The 18,949-nt window shown below is 56.7% G+C and carries 19 protein-coding genes; 14 read left to right on the top strand and 5 right to left on the bottom strand.

The window, feature by feature from the left end:
* Positions 1–520: 520 nt before the first annotated feature.
* Positions 521–1,561 carry a tRNA preQ1(34) S-adenosylmethionine ribosyltransferase-isomerase QueA gene (queA, locus tag HMPREF2959_RS05520; protein ID WP_070696490.1) on the bottom strand — a complete coding sequence of 347 codons (1,041 nt, stop codon included), beginning with the start codon at positions 1,559–1,561 and terminating at the stop codon, positions 521–523.
* 116 nt (positions 1,562–1,677) lie between these two features.
* Here queA and HMPREF2959_RS05515 point away from each other — a divergent pair, with 116 nt between their 5' ends.
* The 5 genes from HMPREF2959_RS05515 to orn all read left to right on the top strand — a co-directional run bounded on the left by HMPREF2959_RS05515 (position 1,678) and on the right by orn (position 5,574).
* The gene (locus HMPREF2959_RS05515; protein ID WP_070696487.1) at positions 1,678–1,935 is read left to right on the top strand and encodes an acetyl-CoA carboxylase; all 258 of its coding nucleotides are present in this window, start codon (positions 1,678–1,680) and stop codon (positions 1,933–1,935) included.
* Positions 1,917–2,372, top strand: coding sequence for an acetyl-CoA carboxylase biotin carboxyl carrier protein (gene accB / locus HMPREF2959_RS05510; protein ID WP_002243846.1), 456 nt, complete (start codon positions 1,917–1,919; stop codon positions 2,370–2,372). Before HMPREF2959_RS05515 ends, accB begins: the two co-directional genes overlap by 19 nt.
* 111 nt (positions 2,373–2,483) lie before the next feature.
* Complete coding sequence (accC, locus tag HMPREF2959_RS05505; RefSeq protein WP_002214629.1) at positions 2,484–3,845, top strand: acetyl-CoA carboxylase biotin carboxylase subunit; 1,362 nt, start codon at positions 2,484–2,486, stop codon at positions 3,843–3,845.
* Between the two features lie 260 nt (positions 3,846–4,105).
* On the top strand, positions 4,106–4,993 hold the full coding sequence (gene prmA, locus HMPREF2959_RS05500; protein WP_002243848.1) for a 50S ribosomal protein L11 methyltransferase: 888 nt from the start codon (positions 4,106–4,108) through the stop codon (positions 4,991–4,993).
* Positions 4,994–5,010: 17 nt separating this feature from the next.
* Positions 5,011–5,574, top strand: coding sequence for an oligoribonuclease (orn, locus tag HMPREF2959_RS05495; RefSeq protein WP_002217968.1), 564 nt, complete (start codon positions 5,011–5,013; stop codon positions 5,572–5,574).
* A gap of 250 nt (positions 5,575–5,824) precedes the next feature.
* Here the strand turns inward: orn and hemL are convergent, their stop codons facing one another.
* On the bottom strand, positions 5,825–7,108 hold the full coding sequence (hemL, locus tag HMPREF2959_RS05490; RefSeq protein ID WP_002243849.1) for a glutamate-1-semialdehyde 2,1-aminomutase: 1,284 nt from the start codon (positions 7,106–7,108) through the stop codon (positions 5,825–5,827).
* A 63-nt stretch (positions 7,109–7,171) separates the two neighbouring features.
* Positions 7,172–7,585: a hypothetical protein gene (locus tag HMPREF2959_RS05485; protein ID WP_002243850.1), complete on the bottom strand. Its 414-nt coding sequence runs from the start codon at positions 7,583–7,585 to the stop codon at positions 7,172–7,174.
* A 202-nt stretch (positions 7,586–7,787) separates the two neighbouring features.
* Here HMPREF2959_RS05485 and miaB point away from each other — a divergent pair, with 202 nt between their 5' ends.
* Positions 7,788–9,116: a tRNA (N6-isopentenyl adenosine(37)-C2)-methylthiotransferase MiaB gene (gene miaB / locus HMPREF2959_RS05480; protein WP_002233045.1), complete on the top strand. Its 1,329-nt coding sequence runs from the start codon at positions 7,788–7,790 to the stop codon at positions 9,114–9,116.
* A gap of 84 nt (positions 9,117–9,200) precedes the next feature.
* Here miaB and dxs read toward each other — a convergent pair whose 3' ends face one another.
* Both dxs and xerC read right to left on the bottom strand, forming a co-directional pair.
* Positions 9,201–11,108 carry a 1-deoxy-D-xylulose-5-phosphate synthase gene (gene dxs / locus HMPREF2959_RS05475; protein WP_002243851.1) on the bottom strand — a complete coding sequence of 636 codons (1,908 nt, stop codon included), beginning with the start codon at positions 11,106–11,108 and terminating at the stop codon, positions 9,201–9,203.
* Positions 11,109–11,192: 84 nt separating this feature from the next.
* The gene (gene xerC / locus HMPREF2959_RS05470; protein WP_002239313.1) at positions 11,193–12,110 is read right to left on the bottom strand and encodes a tyrosine recombinase XerC; all 918 of its coding nucleotides are present in this window, start codon (positions 12,108–12,110) and stop codon (positions 11,193–11,195) included.
* A gap of 193 nt (positions 12,111–12,303) precedes the next feature.
* On the opposite strand from xerC, the gene fba reads away from it, so the two are divergent.
* From fba to argA, 8 genes are all read left to right on the top strand, one after another.
* Entirely contained in the window at positions 12,304–13,368 is a 1,065-nt protein-coding gene (fba, locus tag HMPREF2959_RS05465; RefSeq protein WP_002243852.1) for a class II fructose-bisphosphate aldolase, read from the top strand.
* A 19-nt stretch (positions 13,369–13,387) separates the two neighbouring features.
* Complete coding sequence (locus HMPREF2959_RS05460; RefSeq protein ID WP_079870637.1) at positions 13,388–14,350, top strand: factor H-binding protein; 963 nt, start codon at positions 13,388–13,390, stop codon at positions 14,348–14,350.
* Positions 14,351–14,489: 139 nt separating this feature from the next.
* The gene (tsaB, locus tag HMPREF2959_RS05455; protein ID WP_002243853.1) at positions 14,490–15,167 is read left to right on the top strand and encodes a tRNA (adenosine(37)-N6)-threonylcarbamoyltransferase complex dimerization subunit type 1 TsaB; all 678 of its coding nucleotides are present in this window, start codon (positions 14,490–14,492) and stop codon (positions 15,165–15,167) included.
* A complete protein-coding gene (rimI, locus tag HMPREF2959_RS05450; RefSeq protein WP_002221529.1) occupies positions 15,164–15,604 on the top strand; it encodes a ribosomal protein S18-alanine N-acetyltransferase in 441 nt (146 codons plus the stop codon). Before tsaB ends, rimI begins: the two co-directional genes overlap by 4 nt.
* A complete protein-coding gene (locus HMPREF2959_RS05445) occupies positions 15,598–16,335 on the top strand; it encodes a uracil-DNA glycosylase family protein (protein ID WP_002226721.1) in 738 nt (245 codons plus the stop codon). The genes rimI and HMPREF2959_RS05445 overlap by 7 nt, the downstream gene beginning before the upstream one ends.
* A 61-nt stretch (positions 16,336–16,396) precedes the next feature.
* Positions 16,397–17,038, top strand: a complete 642-nt coding sequence (pyrE, locus tag HMPREF2959_RS05440) for an orotate phosphoribosyltransferase (RefSeq protein ID WP_002217982.1) — start codon at positions 16,397–16,399, stop codon at positions 17,036–17,038.
* Between the two features lie 73 nt (positions 17,039–17,111).
* Positions 17,112–17,546, top strand: a complete 435-nt coding sequence (locus HMPREF2959_RS05435) for an MJ0042-type zinc finger domain-containing protein (RefSeq protein ID WP_002221532.1) — start codon at positions 17,112–17,114, stop codon at positions 17,544–17,546.
* Entirely contained in the window at positions 17,543–18,853 is a 1,311-nt protein-coding gene (argA, locus tag HMPREF2959_RS05430; protein WP_002243854.1) for an amino-acid N-acetyltransferase, read from the top strand. The genes HMPREF2959_RS05435 and argA overlap by 4 nt, the downstream gene beginning before the upstream one ends.
* Positions 18,854–18,949: the final 96 nt, after the last annotated feature.

Genomic DNA, 18,949 nt, shown 5'->3' with positions numbered 1-18,949 from the left:
TTATCAGGCACACTTGGAAAAAGTGTTCGGCTAAAAATTTATCTTATAAACAAACAAAGGCAGCCTGAAAGATTGAATGGTCTGCACCCCTAAGGTTGGACTAACCAACCGACTAAGGTGCAGATTATTTAGGGCAGAATCTTCGAAGGCTCTGGCGGTGGGTATCGCCAAATAGGAAACCGTCCGATTGCTCGGGCGGTTTTGGTGGATTATTGACTTAAAAGCAACAATCAAGGCTAGAATCATTCCAGCATCAATCGTTACAGTCAATTGCAAATTGCCTGCTGAAATAGAGATTTGCATTTTGATGACTCCTGTAAAGTTTCAAACTTGTCAGGAATGCAAAAATCCCCTTGTTGGCAGCATGGGGATTTTTGCTTATCCCACCGCTCTTTGAGTTTCTCGCCTCTCGCGCCTGAATCTATGTCATACAGTTCCTTTCATTCAAATCAACAAAAGAATGCCGTCCGAACGTCCGTTGAGACGGCACTTGTCTTCCCCCAATAGACTTGAGGCTGTTCTAACGTACCACCCCTTCGTTCCGCCCCAAAACCATCGCATCGCCGTAGCTGAAGAAACGGTATTCGCGTTCGACCGCATAACGATACGCGGCGCGGATATGACCCATACCCGAAAACGCGCTGACAAGCATCAGCAGCGTCGATTTCGGCAGATGGAAATTGGTAACCAGCCTGTCGGCAACATTAAAACGGTAGCCCGGCGTGATGAAAATATCGGTGTCGCCCTGCCCCGCTTTCAGACGACCCGTCGCACGCGCGGCAGACTCGAGGGCGCGCATGGAAGTCGTGCCGACCGCCCACACCTTATTGCCGCGCGCTTTGGCGGCTTCAACGGCGGCGGCGGTTTCAGACGGCACTTCAAACCATTCGCTGTGCATTTTGTGTTCTTCGATTTTTTCCACACGCACGGGCTGGAATGTCCCCGCACCGACGTGCAAGGTTACTTCTGCGGTTTCTACGCCTTTGTCTTTCAGGCGGCGCAAAAGTTCTTCCGTAAAATGCAGACCCGCCGTCGGCGCGGCGACCGCACCCTGATATTTGGCATAAACGGTTTGATAACGGCTGTCGTCATCCGCATCAGCGGCACGTTCGATATAAGGCGGCAGGGGCAGGTGTCCGTTCTGTTCCAAAAGTTCGTAAACGGTTTGACCACCTTCAAAACGCAGGCAGAACAGTTCGCCCTCACGCCCGACCATCACGGCGCGGATGCCGCCTTCAAACACCAGCCCCATACCGGGCTTGGGGGACTTGGACGAACGGATGTGCGCCAGTGCGGTATGGTTGCCCAACACGCGCTCAATCAGGGCTTCGATCCTGCCGCCGCTGTCTTTCTGCCCAAACAACCGCGCCTTCATGACTTTGGTGTTGTTGAACACCAAAACGTCGCCTGCCTCGACATAATCGGGCAAATCGCCGAATACCCGGTCTTGCAGCGGCATATCGGGCAACGCTACCAAAAGCCGACTGCTGCCGCGCACTTCGGGCGGATGCTGGGCAATCAGCTTTTCGGGCAGGGTAAAATCAAAATCTGAAATATCCATTTTTACACTCTCGTTCGGGCAAGCCGCCATTATACGCACTTTAGCCCTTTTTCAGACGGCATCTTTGTCCGAAAAACCAACAGATTAGAATAAACACTCTTAACCTGGAACATCTTGTGCGCAAAATCAAACTTCCTGCACATTTCCCCCAAAAACCGCCGTTTTTTGATATTTTACTGGACATTTACCGACAACTTCGGGAAAATAAACACATTCTCACGGTCGTTTTCCACCACAGGAAAACCGTATCCGAACACCATTCCGCCTGGTTTGCGCCGTTGCCGCAAGCCGGCTGTTTTCTGAAAAACCAACGCAACAACCCGCCGGAACATCGGCAGCCTTTAAAGGAACAGAAATGGATTTGCGCAAATTAAAAAAACTGATTGATTTGGTTGAAGAATCGGGCATCGCCGAAATCGAAGTAACCGAAGGCGAGGAAAAAGTCCGCATCACCCGAACCATCGCCGCCGCACCCGTTTACGCCGCGCCCGTACCTGCCGCCGCGCCGGTCGTAACACCTGCCGCCGCACCCGTTGCGGCATCCGCGCCCGCCGCCGCACCTGCCGCCCGCGATTTGTCCGACGCGCAAAAATCGCCTATGGTCGGCACGTTCTACCGCGCACCCGGCCCGAATGCCGCGCCTTTTGTCGAAGTCGGCCAACAAGTTAAAGCCGGCGACACGCTGTGCATCATCGAAGCGATGAAGCTGATGAACGAAATCGAAGCCGAAAAATCCGGCACGGTCAAAGAAATTTTGGTCGAAAACGGTACGCCCGTCGAATTCGGCGAACCGCTCTTCATCATCGGATAATCCTGTTTTCAGACGGCATAAACTTCCTATGCCGTCTGAAATGCTTTCCCCCTTCAGCGTTCCCGCACCCTTTTTTACGGACGGGTTGCCGGAACCACAGGAACAGTCATCATGCTGAAAAAAGTTTTAATCGCCAACCGAGGCGAAATCGCATTACGCGTACTCCGTGCCTGCCGCGAAATGGGCATTGCCACCGTCGCCGTGCATTCCGAGGCCGACAAAGACAGCCTGCACGTCAAACTCGCCGACGAATCCGTGTGCATCGGCCCTGCCGCTTCCGCGCAAAGCTACCTCAACGTCCCCGCCATTATCGCCGCCGCCGAAGTAAGCTGCGCGGACGCTGTCCATCCGGGCTACGGTTTCCTTGCCGAAAACGCCGATTTCGCCGAACAGGTCGAGCAGTCCGGCTTTACCTTTATCGGCCCGAAACCCGACACCATCCGCCTGATGGGCGACAAAGTCTCCGCCAAACACGCGATGATAGCGGCAGGCGTACCCTGCGTCCCCGGTTCTGACGGCGCATTGCCCGACGACGGCGAAGAAATCCTCAAAATCGCCGATAAAGTCGGTTATCCCGTCATTATCAAAGCCTCTGGCGGCGGCGGCGGTCGCGGTATGCGCGTGGTCGAGAAAAAAGAAGACCTCCTCCAATCTGTCGAAATGACCAAGGCCGAAGCGGGCGCGGCATTCGGCAACCCGATGGTTTACATGGAACGCTATTTGCAACGTCCGCGCCACGTCGAAATCCAAGTGATTGCCGACGAACACGGCAACGCCATCTACCTTGCCGAGCGCGACTGTTCGCTGCAACGCCGCCACCAAAAAGTCATCGAGGAAGCACCGGCTCCGTTCATCACTGAAAAAGAACGCGCCAAAATCGGCAACGCCTGTGCCGACGCCTGCAAACGCATCGGCTACCGGGGCGCGGGTACGTTTGAGTTTTTATACGAAGACGGCGAATTTTTCTTTATCGAGATGAACACGCGCGTTCAGGTCGAGCATCCGGTTACCGAGCTCATCACCGGCGTGGACATCGTGCAGGAGCAACTCCGCATCGCCGCCGGCCTGCCTTTGCAATACAAACAAAAGGATATTCAAGTCGAAGGCCACGCGTTTGAGTGCCGTATCAACGCCGAAGACCCATACAACTTCATCCCCAGCCCGGGCCCGATTGAAAGCTGCCACCTGCCCGGCGGCTTCGGTATCCGCGTGGACAGCCACATTTACCAAGGCTACCGCATCCCACCGTACTACGACAGCCTGATCGGCAAAATCTGCGTACACGGCAAAACGCGTGAACAGGCAATGGCGAAAATGCGCGTCGCACTCGCCGAGCTGGCGGTAACCGGCATCAAAACCAATACGCCGCTTCACCGCGACCTGTTCGCCGATGCGGGTTTCCAAAAAGGCGGTGTCAGCATCCACTATTTGGAACACTGGCTGGAAGATCGCAAAGCCAAACAGGACAAGTAAACCGCCGCCGATATGCCGTCTGAAGCCGCCCGTCCGCGTTCAGACGGCATTTCCCTTGCCCCGCGCCGTCTGAAACCGATTTCGATATAGTGGATTAACTTTAAACCAGTACGGCGTTGCCTCGCCCTAGCTCGAAGAGAACGATTCTCTAAAGGTGCTAAGCACCAAGTGAATCGGTTCCGTACTATTTGTACTGTCTGCGGCTTCGCCGCCTTGTCCTGATTTAAATTCAATCCACTATATTTCCAAGAAAGCCCGTTATGCCCTACCAACAAATCACCGTCAACGTCAACGATGCCGTCGCCGAACGCCTCGCCGACGCGCTGATGGAACACGGCGCACTCTCCGCCGCCATCGAAGATGCCTACGCCGGCACGCAAAACGAACAGGCGATTTTCGGCGAACCCGGTATGCCCGCCGAACAAATCTGGCAGCAGAGCAAAGTCATCGCCCTGTTCGGCGAACACGACGAAGCCGCCGCCATCATCCAAACCGCCGCACAAGAATGCGGATTAAAAGACTTGGCATACACCGGCGAAATCCTCGAAGACCAAGACTGGGTACGCCTGACCCAAGCGCAATTCGACCCCATCCGAATTTCCGAACGCCTGTGGATTACCCCCTCTTGGCACGAAGCCCCCGAAGGCACTGCCGTCAACCTACGCCTCGATCCCGGCCTCGCCTTCGGCACCGGCAGCCACCCGACCACGCGCCTCTGCCTCAAATGGCTGGATACGCAACTCAAAAACGGCGAAAGCGTCCTCGACTACGGCTGCGGTTCGGGCATCCTGACCATCGCCGCCCTCAAACTCGGTGCAGGTTTCGCCGTCGGCGTGGATATTGACGAACAAGCCGTCCGCGCCGGCAAGGACAACGCCGAACAGAACAACGTCGATGCACAATTCTTCCTGCCCGACGGTCTGCCTCAAGGGCAATTCGACGTAGTTGTCGCCAACATCCTCGCCAACCCTTTACGTATGCTCGGCGAAATGCTCGCCGCCCGCACCAAACAAGGCGGCCGCATCGTGTTATCCGGTTTGTTGGACGAACAAGCCGAAGAACTCGGCGGCATTTACAGCCAATGGTTCGATCTCGACCCGGCGGAAACCGAAGAAGGCTGGGCGCGCTTGAGCGGGACAAAACGCTGAAACGGAAAGGAAACACCGTGCAGGACAAAAACAACCTCTGCTGGCTCGATATGGAAATGACGGGGCTTAATCCCGAAACCGACCGCATTATCGAAGTCGCGATGATTATTACCGACTCGGATTTGAATGTGTTGGCGCAATCCGAAGTTTACGCCGTCCACCAAAGTGACGAGCTGCTCGACAATATGGACGAGTGGAACACCGCCACACACGGCAGGACGGGGCTGACGCAGCGCGTACGCGAATCGTCGCATACCGAAGCCGAAGTCGAACAGAAACTGCTGGACTTTATGTCGGAATGGGTACCCGGACGCGCCACGCCGATGTGCGGCAACTCCATCCACCAAGACCGGCGTTTTATGGTCAAATATATGCCGAAACTGGAAAACTACTTCCACTACCGCAACCTTGACGTTTCCACGCTGAAAGAACTCGCCAAACGCTGGAATCCGCCCGTTGCCAAAAGCGTGGTCAAACGCGGTTCGCACAAGGCATTGGACGACATTTTGGAGAGCATCGAAGAAATGCGCCACTACCGCGAACACTTTCTGATTTCCGCCCCGAGAGCCGAAGCGCAATAAGAAACAAACAATGCCGTCTGAAACGCTGTTTGCATTTCAGACGGCATTTTTACAGCAGATTGAAATCAAAAATATACACGCCCGTCATTCCCGCGCAGGCGGGAATCCGGAAGGTCGGGCTTGCCGTTATTTTCAATCATTACAGAAACTGAAAGGTCTGGATTCCCGCCTGCGTGGGAATGACGGCGGTGTGCATTCTTACTTCAATCTGCCAAACAGATCGAACAGAGAAACTCTGTCCGTCAAAACATCATGCAGCCATCGCCTTGAACACTTCAACCGCAACCGCAACCGTTTCGTCAATCAGCTCGGGCGTATGCGCGGCAGAAACGAAACCTGCTTCATAAGCGGACGGGCCGAAGGCGACATTGCGGTCGAGCATCCCGTGGAAAAACTGTTTGAAGCCTTCAATATTGGAACGCGCCATATCGGCATAATTTCGCGGCGCGTGTGCGGCGAAATACAGACCGAACATACCGCCCACGCTGTCGGCGGTGAACTCGATGCCCGCCGCATCCGCTGCCGTCCGAAAACCTTGAACCAACTGTTCGGTACGCGCCGTCAGGTTTTCATAAAACCCTTCGCGGCGGATGATTTCCAGCGTTTTCAAACCGGCGGCGACGGCAATCGGGTTGCCCGACAAGGTGCCTGCCTGATACACGCCGCCCAGCGGGGAAATACATTCCATAATGTCTTTGCGTCCGCCGAACGCGGCAAGTGGCATACCGCCGCCGATGACTTTGCCCATCGTGGTCAGGTCGGGCGTGATGCCGTGCAGCGATTGTGCGCCGCCGAGCGCGACGCGGAAACCGGTCATCACTTCGTCGTAAATCAACACTGCGCCGTGTTTTTCAGTCAATTCGCGCAGGGCTTTGACGAAGGCTTCAGACGGCCTAACCAGATTCATATTGCCGACAAAAGGCTCCAAAATCACACAGGCAATGTCATTGCCGCTTTGAGCAAAGGCTTCTTCGAGTTGGGCGATGTTGTTGTATTCGAGGACTAAAGTGTGTTTGGTAAAGTCGGCAGGCACACCGGCGGAAGAGGGATTACCGAAGGTGAGCAGACCGCTGCCTGCTTTCACCAACAGGCTGTCGGAATGGCCGTGGTAGCAGCCTTCAAATTTGATGATTTTGTCACGGCCGGTAAAGCCGCGTGCCAGACGGATGGCGGTCATGGTGGCTTCGGTACCGGAGCTGACAAGGCGCAGCCGTTCGACGGACGGCATGATTTTGGCGATTTCTTCGGCAATGACGATTTCGCCTTCGGTAGGCGCGCCGAACGACAAACCGCCCAAGGCAGCTTCGCGCATGGCTTCGATGACTTCGGGGTGCGCGTGTCCGACAATCGCGGGCCCCCACGAACCGACATAGTCGGTGTAGCGCGTGCCGTTTTCGTCCCAAACATACGCGCCTTCGGCTTTTTTGATAAAGCGCGGCACGCCGCCGACGCTGCCGAATGCGCGGACTGGCGAATTCACACCGCCGGGGATGACCGCCTTGGCGCGGTCGAATAAAATTTCGTTACGGTTCATATTTATCCTCAAATGCCGCCTGAACGGCAGGTTTCGGGCTTAGAAGCAGAAAGTCCCATTTTATCATTTTTCAGGTTGCGACAAGGATTTGCCTGCTTCTTTGCGGATGACGCCAACCGCATCCCGGATGACGGAACGCTCGTCTTTTTCCACTTTATGTGTAAAGCGGTAGTCCCGGACAACTCCTTCCCAGTCGTAATCCACACACCACTCCCAATGTCGGCGTTCTGATTTCATATAAATGAAATTGGTCGGCAAAAAATTATAAATCGGCAGGCTGACCTCGTGATAGGCATAACAGCCGAACGGATTTTGCCGCCCGAAACGCGCTTCCACTTCCGCCCGGGTCGTCTTGCCCCTAACCGCAAACTGCACGATTTTTTCTTCCGTCTGATCACGCAGGAACTGATGTTCCCTGTCGCCGAAATTGCTGGTACACGCACACAGCAGCAATGCCGCCCACACAGCCGGTTTCATACACACCTCCCATTAAAGCCAAACATTATACAGCCGTCCCGACCGATTAAATTCATATTTTAAAACAATATTCTGTTTACAAAACCCACATCGTGCTATAATCCGCACCGATTTTCAGACGGCATCGTCATGCCGTCTGAAATTTTTTCATTCCAACAACAATCAGCCCCGCGATTACGGCTGCCTGAGAAAGACACAAACCATGAAAAAAGTATTTATCCGCACCTTCGGCTGCCAGATGAACGAATACGACAGCGACAAAATGCTCGCCGTCCTCGCCGAAGAACACGGCGGCATCGAACAGGTTACCCAAGCCGACGAAGCCGACATCATCTTGTTCAACACCTGCTCCGTGCGCGAAAAAGCACAGGAAAAAGTCTTCTCCGATTTGGGGCGCGTGCGTCCGCTCAAAGAAAAAAACCCCGGCCTCATCATCGGCGTTGCCGGCTGCGTCGCCTCGCAAGAAGGCGAAAACATCATCAAACGTGCGCCTTATGTGGACGTGGTTTTCGGCCCGCAAACACTGCACCGCCTGCCCAAAATGATTGTGGACAAAGAAACCAGCGGGCTGTCGCAAGTCGATATTTCCTTCCCCGAAATCGAAAAATTCGACCACCTTCCGCCCGCCCGCGTCGAAGGCGGCGCGGCATTCGTGTCGATTATGGAAGGCTGTTCCAAATACTGCTCCTTCTGCGTCGTCCCCTACACGCGCGGCGAAGAATTCTCCCGCCCGCTCAACGACGTATTGACAGAAATCGCCAACCTTGCCCAGCAAGGCGTGAAAGAAATCAACCTCTTAGGCCAAAACGTCAATGCCTATCGCGGCGAAATGGACGACGGCGAAATCTGCGACTTCGCCACCCTGCTGCGTATCGTCCACGAAATCCCCGGCATCGAACGTATGCGCTTCACCACCAGCCACCCACGCGAGTTTACCGACTCGATTATCGAGTGCTACCGCGACCTGCCGAAGCTGGTTTCCCACCTGCACCTGCCGATTCAAAGCGGTTCCGACCGCGTATTGAGCGCGATGAAACGCGGCTACACCGCTTTGGAATACAAATCCATCATCCGCAAACTGCGCGCCATCCGTCCTGATTTGTGCCTCAGCTCCGACTTTATCGTCGGCTTCCCGGGCGAGACCGAGCGCGAGTTCGAGCAAACCTTGAAACTGGTGAAAGACATTGCCTTCGACTTGAGCTTTGTCTTTATTTACAGTCCGCGCCCCGGCACGCCTGCCGCCAACCTGCCGGACGACACGCCGCACGAAGAAAAAGTGCGCCGCCTCGAAGCTTTGAACGAAGTCATCGAAGCCGAAACCGCGCGCATCAACCAAACCATGGTCGGCACGGTTCAACGCTGCCTGGTCGAAGGTATCTCCAAAAAAGACCCCGACCAACTGCAAGCCCGCACCGCCAACAACCGCGTCGTCAACTTTACCGGCACGCCCGATATGATCAACCAAATGATCGATTTGGAAATCACCGAGGCCTACACCTTCTCCCTGCGCGGCAAAACCGTCAGCATTTGATTTCCCCCGCCGCAAAAATGCCGTCTGAAGCGTTTCAGACGGCATTTTGCCTTGTATCGGCAGACGATGGCGCGGCCAGGCGGCTTAATTTGCCGCATCCCGATCCGACAACCACGCGCGCACACGCCGTTCCACCGCTTCGGCACTCAAACCCAAACCGTCCAAAAGTTTTTTCGGATCGCCGTGTCCGGTTACGGTATCGGCAACGCCCAAAAGCAAAACGGGTTTGCAGATGCCGTGTTTCGCCAATACTTCCAGCACCGCGCCGCCTGCGCCGCCCTGTTCGGCGTTTTCTTCAAGGGTAACGATGCGGTCGTGGCTTCGGGCAAGGCGGACAATCAACTCTTCGTCTATCGGTTTGACAAAGCGCATATCGGCGACGGTGGCGTTCAGTTTTCTGGCGACCGCCAATGCAGGGGCGACCATACTGCCGAAGGCAATGAATGCGGTTTTCTCACCTTCGCGGCGGATAATGCCCTTGCCGATTTCCACGGTTTCCATGCCGTCTGAAACCGGCGCGCCCGTACCCGTGCCGCGCGGATAGCGGACGGCGGCGGGCGCGTCTGCCTGATAGCAGGTCGAAAGCAACAGGCGGCATTCGTTTTCATCGCTCGGCGCGGCGACAATCATGTTCGGCACGCAGCGCAAAAAGCTCAAATCGTACAGACCGGCATGGGTCGGGCCGTCCGCGCCGACGATGCCCGCGCGGTCGACGGCAAACAAAACGGGTAGGTTTTGCAGGGCGATGTCGTGCACCAGTTGGTCGTAGGCGCGTTGTAAAAAGGTGGAATAAATCGCCACGACGGGCTTCATCCCTTCGCAAGCCAAACCGCCGGCAAAGGTAACGGCGTGCTGCTCGGCAATGCCGACATCGAAATAACGGTCGGGGAATCGTTGTTCAAACTCCACCAGTCCGCTGCCCTCGCGCATCGCGGGCGTGATGGCGATCAAACGCTCGTCTGCCGCCGCCCGGTCGCACAGCCATTTGCCGAACACTTGGGTATAGGTCGGTTTGGCGGCAGGTTTGTTTTCAGACGGCATTTGCGCCGCGCTTTCTTTGGGCAGGTTGGCGACGGCGTGGTATTTGACGGGATCGTTTTCGGCGAGTTTGTAGCCGTTGCCTTTTTTGGTAATGACGTGCAGCAACTGAGGGCCTTTGCGGCTGCGCAAGTCTTTCAATACGTCCACCAGATTTTCGACGTTGTGTCCGTCCACGGGGCCGGTGTAGCGGAAGCCGAAGTTTTCAAACAAAGACAGTGACTGTTTGGCGTGTTCGGCTTCTTCGGCAAGGGTTTTGATTTTATGTTCGACTTTTTGGGCAAACTCCATCGCGCCGGGTATTTTGTCTAATACCTTGCCCGTTTGCGCTTTGACGGTACTCAACAGTCCGTGCATATCGCGCACGACGTTGCTGGCAAGGTATTTGGGCAACGCACCGACGTTGGGGGAAATCGACATTTCGTTGTCGTTGAGGACGACCAGCAAATCCACATCCATATCGCCCGCGCAATTCAAGGCTTCAAACGCCTGCCCCGCCGTCATCGCGCCGTCGCCGATGATGGCGACGCTGCGGCGGTCGCTGCCCAAGAGTTTGTCTGCCGCCGCCATGCCCAACGCCGCGCCGATGGATGTGGAAGAATGCCCTACGCCGAACGCGTCGTATTCCGACTCGCTGCGTTTTGGGAAGCCAGCTAAACCGCCGTATTGGCGCATGGTGTGCATCTGGTTTTTCCTGCCTGTCAGGATTTTGTGCGGATAGCTTTGGTGTCCGACATCCCATACCAGCTTGTCTTCGGGCGTATCGTACACATAGTGCAGGGCGATGGTCAGTTCGACCGCGCCCAAATTGCTGGCGAAATGCCCGCCGGTCTGCCCGACAGATTCCAGCAGAAAGGCGCGCAACTCGCCGGCAAGGCGCGGCAGCTGTTTTTTGTCCAGACGGCGCAAATCTTGCGGGCTGTCAATCAGGTCGAGTAGGGGGCTTGGGTTCATGGTGTGTCTTTTTTATGTGTCGTCCGGGTGCAACGGCCAATTATATATCAAGAGCGTGCGGCTGACGGCTGATTTTGCCGTATGTCATTCGTCCTGCCGCTTGGCGCGCGGGTGGGCTTCGTCATACAGGCGGGCGATGTGGTCGAAATCGAGCTTGGTATAAATCTGCGTGGTCGAAAGGCTGCTGTGCCCGAGCAGCTCCTGCACCGCCCTGATGTCGCGCGAAGCCTGCAACAGGTGTCCGGCGTAGCTGTGGCGCATCATATGCGGCGAAACGTGCCTGCCGTCGCCGTTTTGCGCCGCCCATTGCGCCAAACGTTTTTGGATTTGGCGTTGGCTCAGGCGCGTGCCGTTCCTGCCGGTAAACAGGGCTTTGCCGTCCGATGCCGTCTGACGCAGCGGCAGATAGTTTTTCAGGGCTTCCACGCTTTTGCCGGTCAGCGGCACCTGCCGCTGCTTGCGCCCTTTGCCGGTAACGTGTACCCACGCCTCGTCCAAATAGACATCATCTGCATTCAAGCCGTGTATCTCGCTCACGCGCAAACCGCTGCCGTACATCAGCTCGAACAGGGCGTGATCGCGCACCGCCAGCGGGTCGCCGCCGTCCACGGGCAAATCCAGCATCCGGTTCAGCCATTCCTGCGGCAGTGCTTTGGGTACGCGCTCGGGCTGCTTCGGCGGTTTGATGTCGGCGGTCGGGTCGGTATGCAGCAGACCGCGTTTGACCAGCCAGGCGCAATACTGCCGCCAAGACGACAGCTTGCGCGCCAGCGTCCGCGCATTCAAACCGCGCTGCGACAGCCGCCGCAACGCCGCCGTAAAATCGCGCCGCGACAAGCCCTGCGGCACGCCGCCTTCAGCTTCAGACGGCATTTGTGCCAACAGCGCAAACAGTTCTTCCAAATCGCGCCGGTATGCCGCCACTGTGTGCTCCGACTTGCCCTCGCGCACGATGTTTTCCAAATAAGCGTCAAAATGCGCCGCAAACCCGTCCAAAACCATAACCGCCCCACACAAATATCAAAAAAACAGTGAAAACATTATCATAAACGACACACCAAAACCCCGAACTGCCCAAAATCCGACCCGTCCGCCCGCCGTTATCGTTAACATAAAATCAATGAGCCGTTTATGGTTTTTTGCCGCAAAAAACATTATAATCCGCCTTATTTACCTATTGCCCAAGGAGACACAAATGGCACTCGTATCCATGCGCCAACTGCTTGATCATGCTGCCGAAAACAGCTACGGCCTGCCCGCGTTCAACGTCAACAACCTCGAACAAATGCGCGCCATCATGGAGGCGGCCGACCAAGTCAACGCCCCCGTCATCGTTCAAGCATCCGCCGGCGCGCGCAAATACGCGGGCGCGCCGTTTTTGCGCCACCTGATTTTGGCGGCAGTCGAAGAATTTCCGCACATCCCAGTCGTGATGCACCAAGACCACGGCGCATCGCCCGACGTGTGCCAACGCTCCATCCAACTGGGTTTTTCTTCGGTAATGATGGACGGCTCGCTGCTCGAAGACGGCAAAACCCCTTCTTCTTACGAATACAACGTCAACGCCACCCGTACCGTGGTTAACTTCTCCCACGCCTGCGGCGTATCCGTCGAAGGCGAAATCGGCGTATTGGGCAACCTCGAAACCGGCGAAGCCGGCGAAGAAGACGGCGTAGGCGCAGCGGGCAAACTTTCCCACGACCAAATGCTCACCGGCGTCGAAGATGCCGTACGTTTCGTTAAAGATACCGGCGTTGACGCATTGGCGATTGCCGTCGGCACCAGCCACGGCGCATACAAATTCACCCGTCCGCCCACAGGCGACGTATTGCGTATCGACCGCATCAAAGAAATCCACCAAGCCCTGCCGAACACCCACATCGTGATGCACGGCTCCAGCTCCGTTCCGCAAGAATGGCTGAAAGTCATCAACGAACACGGCGGCAAAATCGGTGAAACCTACGGCGTGCCGGTTGAAGAAATCGTCGAAGGCATCAAACACGGCGTGCGCAAAGTCAACATCGACACCGACCTGCGCCTTGCCTCTACCGGCGCGGTACGCCGCTACCTTGCCGAAAATCCGTCCGACTTCGATCCGCGCAAATATTTGAGCAAAACCATTGAAGCGATGAAGCAAATCTGCCTCGACCGCTACCTCGCGTTCGGTTGCGAAGGTCAGGCAGGCAAAATCAAACCGGTTTCCTTGGAAAAAATGGCAAACCGTTATGCCAAGGGCGAATTGAACCAAATCGTCAAATAACAGGTTGCTTGTAAACAAAATGCCGTCTGAACCGTTGTTCGGACGGCATTTGATTTTTGCTTCTTTGACCTGCCTCATTGATGCAGTATGCAAAAAAAGATACCATAACCAAAATGTTTATATATTATCTATTCTGCGTATGACTAGGAGTAAACCTGTGAACCGAACTGCCTTCTGCTGCTTTTCTCTGACCGCCGCCCTGATTCTGACCGCCTGCAGCAGCGGAGGGGGCGGTGTCGCCGCCGACATCGGTGCGGGGCTTGCCGATGCACTAACCGCACCGCTCGACCATAAAGACAAAGGTTTGCAGTCTTTAACACTGGATCAGTCCGTCAGGAAAAACGAGAAACTGAAGCTGGCGGCACAAGGTGCGGAAAAAACTTATGGAAACGGCGACAGCCTTAATACGGGCAAATTGAAGAACGACAAGGTCAGCCGCTTCGACTTTATCCGTCAAATCGAAGTGGACGGGAAGCTCATTACCTTGGAGAGCGGAGAGTTCCAAGTGTACAAACAAAGCCATTCCGCCTTAACCGCCCTTCAGACCGAGCAAGTACAAGACTCGGAGGATTCCGGGAAGATGGTTGCGAAACGCCAGTTCAGAATCGGCGACATAGCGGGCGAACATACATCTTTTGACAAGCTTCCCAAAGGCGGCAGTGCGACATATCGCGGGACGGCGTTCGGTTCAGACGATGCTGGCGGAAAACTGACCTATACTATAGATTTCGCCGCCAAGCAGGGACACGGCAAAATCGAACATTTGAAATCGCCCGAACTCAATGTCGAGCTTGCCACCGCCTATATCAAGCCGGATGAAAAACGCCATGCCGTTATCAGCGGTTCCGTCCTTTACAACCAAGACGAGAAAGGCAGTTACTCCCTCGGTATCTTTGGCGGGCAAGCCCAGGAAGTTGCCGGCAGCGCGGAAGTGGAAACCGCAAACGGCATACACCATATCGGTCTTGCCGCCAAGCAGTAACCATTGTGAAAATGCCGTCCGAACACGATAATTTACCGTTCGGACGGCATTTTTGCGCCATACCGCCCTAGGATACGACGGCACGGCAGGCAAGCCGGTTTCACTATATAATGCCGTCTGAACCAACGAGAACCATACCATGCAAGCTGATTTTAACCGTCCCGTCCTGGCCATCGATACCGGTACTTCCTATTTGTCGCTCGCGCTGCGCGCCGACGGCGAAACCCACCTGTTCCATCAAGAGGCCGGCAGCCGCCAATCCGAACTGATCCTGCCGGAAATCCGCACTCTATTCCGAAATGCGGGCATTACCGCCGCCGATTTGGGGGCGATTGTTTATACGAAAGGTCCCGGCGCGTTTACCGGACTGCGTATCGGCATCGGTGTGGCGCAAGGTTTGGCAACGCCGTTTGATACCCCTTTAATCGGCATCCCCACGCTCGATGCCGCCGCCTCGCTGCCGCCGCCGCAAAGCTGCATACTCGCCGCTGCGGACGCGCGTATGGGCGAAGTGTTTTATGCGTGGTTCGACACGCTGAACCGCCGCCGTTTGAGCGATTATCAGGTCGGGCGGGCGGCAGACATCCGGCTGCCGGAGGGATGTGCCTTTTCAGACGGCATAGGCAGCGCGTTCGCGTTGGAAGAAACGCCGCCGTTTTCAGGCAAACCCGATATGCCGACCGCCGCCGACTTCCTCAATCTGGCGGCGGAAGGCGGTTTTCCCGCCGTCGCTGCTGCACACTCCGAACTGCTCTACGTCCGCAACAAAATCGCCCTAACCGCCAAAGAACAGGCGGAACGGAAAGCCCGAACATGAACATCCGCCGCGCCTCACCGTCCGACTGCGCCGCACTCGCCGCGCTCGATGCCGTCTGCAACCCGTCCGCGTGGACGCAACGCCAATTTGAGTCCGCATTGGTTTCGCCGTCCGAACAGGTTTTCCTCGCGGAAAAAGACGGCGGGATTGCCGCCTTTATCGTTTGGCAGAACCTGCCCGACGAATCCGAACTGCACCTGATTGCCACCGCGCCCGAATGCCGCCGCCGTGGCGTTGCGTCCGCCCTGCTCGAATATTGGTTCGCACATCTGCCCGAAGACACGCAACGCCTGCTGCTCGAAGTCCGTGCAGGCAACACCGCCGCACAGGCACTGTACGCGGCGCACGGCTTTACCGATGCGGGCAGGCGGAAAAACTATTACCGTACAGCCGACGGTAAAACCGAAGATGCTGTCTTAATGGAGAAAATATGTTAAGCGCGCGCTACCTCCACCTGCACGAAGCTTTGGGTTTAGGCCCGATGTGGCTGAAACAGGCCGCCGCCGTCCTGCCGCCCAAAAACACACCCGCAACCCCGGCACAGGCACGTCCTCAAACCGTCCGCGCCGCCCCGATCCGCCCTTCCCAACCCCATAACGGTCAGGCGCGGCTCGAAACGATGAAAGCGTTGGAAACCGCCGCCGTACATACGCGCAAACCCGCGCCTGAAACCGAAACGCCCCCGCCCGGCCTTTCAGACGGCATCGCCCCCGTTCCCGCCGCTTCGGGCATAACCAAACTTGCCGTCGTCAGCCTTTGCCCACCGATTGAGGATGCGGTTTACGGGCAACTGTTCTACGGCAAAGCGGGTGTTCTGCTTGACAACATACTCAAAGCCGTAGGACTGGATGCCGCCTATGTCCACAAAACCTGTTGGGTGAAAACCGCCGCCGTCGGCAACCCGATGCCGTCTGAAGCGGCAATCGAAACCGCGACGGTTTCCGTCATGCAGGAACTCGACGGCTGCCGCGCCCCCGCCGTCCTATTCCTCGGACAGGCTTTTGTCCAGCCTGAACGGCAAACGATGATTGAAACTTTGTGCGGCAGCCGTCCCTTCTTCATCATCGACCATCCCGCCCGGCTGTTGCGCCAACCCGAACTTAAAGCCCGCGCCTGGCAGGTGTTGAAACAGTTGAAACGCGCCTTGCGGCAAGGCGGCGGCAGTTGAAGCGCACCGCACGGGGCGGTAGAATCGCAACTGCGTCCCAATATCTGACAGAAAGCACAAAATGACCGATTTCCGCCAAGATTTCCTCAAATTCTCCCTCGCCCAAAATGTTTTGAAATTCGGCGAATTCACCACCAAAGCCGGACGGCGGTCGCCCTATTTCTTCAATGCCGGCCTCTTTAACGACGGCTTGTCCACGCTGCAACTGGCAAAATTTTACGCACAATCCATCATTGAAAGCGGCATCCGATTCGATATGCTGTTCGGCCCCGCCTACAAAGGCATTATTTTGGCGGCGGCAACCGCGATGATGCTGGCGGAAAAAGGCGTGAACGTCCCGTTTGCCTACAACCGCAAAGAAGCCAAAGACCACGGCGAAGGCGGCGTGTTGGTCGGCGCGCCGCTTAAAGGGCGCGTGCTGATTATCGACGACGTGATTTCCGCCGGCACATCCGTACGCGAATCGATCAAACTGATTGAAGCGGAGGGTGCAACCCCCGCCGGTGTCGCCATCGCGCTCGACCGCATGGAAAAAGGCACGGGTGAATTGAGCGCGGTTCAGGAAGTGGAAAAACAATACGGTCTGCCCGTCGCCCCCATCGCCAGCCTGAACGATTTGTTTATCCTGTTGCAAAACAATCCCGAATTCGGACAGTTCCTCGAACCCGTCCGAGCCTACCGTCGGCAGTACGGCGTAGAATAAAAACAAAGCATATGCCGTCTGAACCGCCTTACGCCTCAGACGGCATCAAACCTGACACACACGAGGAAATACCATGCCCGCCTGTTTCTGCCCCCACTGCAAAACCCGTCTCTGGGTCAAAGAAACCCAACTCAATGTCGCCCAAGGCTTCGTCGTCTGCCAAAAATGCGAAGGACTGTTTAAAGCCAAAGACCATCTGGCAAGCACGAAAGAACCCATATTCAACGATTTGCCCGAGGCTGTTTCGGATGTCAAACTCGTTCACCGTATCGGCACGCGCGCCATCGGCAAGAAACAGATTTCCCGTGACGAAATCGCCGGCATCCTCAACGGCGGCACAACCCAGCCCGATATTCCGCCCGCAACCGCCGCCACCCCTGCTGCCGCACCGCAGGTTACCGTACCACCCGCCGCGCCCGCCCGTCAGGAAGGGTTCAACTGGACGATTGCAACCCTGTTTGCCCTTATCGTCCTCATTATGCAGCTTTCCTACCTCGTCATCCTATGAGCGCGCCCGACCTCTTTGTCGCCCACTTCCGCGAAGCCGCCCCCTACATCCGCCAAATGCGCGGCAAAACGCTGGTCGCCGGCATAGACGACCGCCTGCTCGAAGGCGATACCTTAAACAAGCTCGCCGCCGACATCGGGCTTTTGTCGCAACTGGGCATCAGGCTCGTCCTCATCCACGGCGCGCGCCACTTCCTCGACCGCCACGCCGCCGCGCAAGGCCGCACGCCGCATTATTGCCGGGGCTTGCGCGTTACCGACGAAACCTCGCTCGAACAGGCGCAGCAGTTTGCCGGCACCGTCCGCAGCCGTTTTGAAGCCGCATTGTGCGGCAGCGTTTCCGGGTTCGCGCGCGCGCCTTCCGTCCCGCTCGTATCGGGCAACTTCCTGACCGCCCGTCCGATAGGTGTGATTGACGGAACCGATATGGAATACGCGGGCGTTATCCGCAAAACCGACACCGCCGCCCTCCGTTTCCAACTCGACGCGGGCAATATCGTCTGGCTGCCGCCGCTCGGACATTCCTACAGCGGCAAGACCTTCCATCTCGATATGCTTCAAACCGCCGCCTCCGTCGCCGTCTCGCTTCAGGCCGAAAAACTCGTTTACCTGACCCTTTCAGACGGCATTTCCCGCCCCGACGGCACGCTCGCCGTAACCCTCTCGGCACAGGAAGCGCAATCGCTGGCGGAACACGCCGGCGGCGAAACGCGACGGCTGATTTCGTCCGCCGTTGCCGCGCTCGAAGGCGGCGTGCATCGCGTCCAAATCCTCAACGGTGCCTCCGACGGCAGCCTGCTGCAAGAACTCTTCACTCGCAACGGCATCGGCACGTCCATTGCCAAAGAAGCCTTCGTCTCCATCCGGCAGGCGCACAGCGGCGACATCCCGCACATTGCCGCCCTCATCCGCCCGCTGGAAGAACAAGGCATCCTGCTGCACCGCAGCCGCGAATACCTCGAAAACCACATTTCCGAATTTTCCATCCTCGAACACGACGGCAACCTGTACGGTTGCGCCGCCCTAAAAACCTTTACCGAAGCCGATTGCGGCGAAATCGCCTGCCTTGCCGTCTCGCCGCAGGCACAGGACGGCGGCTACGGCGAACGCCTGCTTGCCCACATTATCGATAAGGCGCGCGGCATAGGCATAAGCAGGCTGTTCGCACTGTCCACAAATACCGGCGAATGGTTTGCCGAACGCGGCTTTCAGACGGCATCGGAAGACGAGTTGCCCGAAACGCGGCGCAAAGACTACCGCAGCAACGGACGGAACTCGCATATTCTGGTGCGTCGCCTGCACCGCTGACCGCAACGGAAAGCCGCCGCAGAAATGCCGTCTGAACCCCGTTTCAGACGGCATTTCCCCGATTATATAGTGGATTAACAAAAACCAGTACGGCGT

The organism is Neisseria sp. HMSC070F02, from assembly GCF_001814225.1.
GTDB classification, from domain to species: Bacteria; Pseudomonadota; Gammaproteobacteria; order Burkholderiales; family Neisseriaceae; genus Neisseria; species Neisseria meningitidis.
The sequence above is the reverse complement of the archived record's forward strand: the minus strand, read 5'-3'. Positions and strand labels throughout refer to the sequence as shown.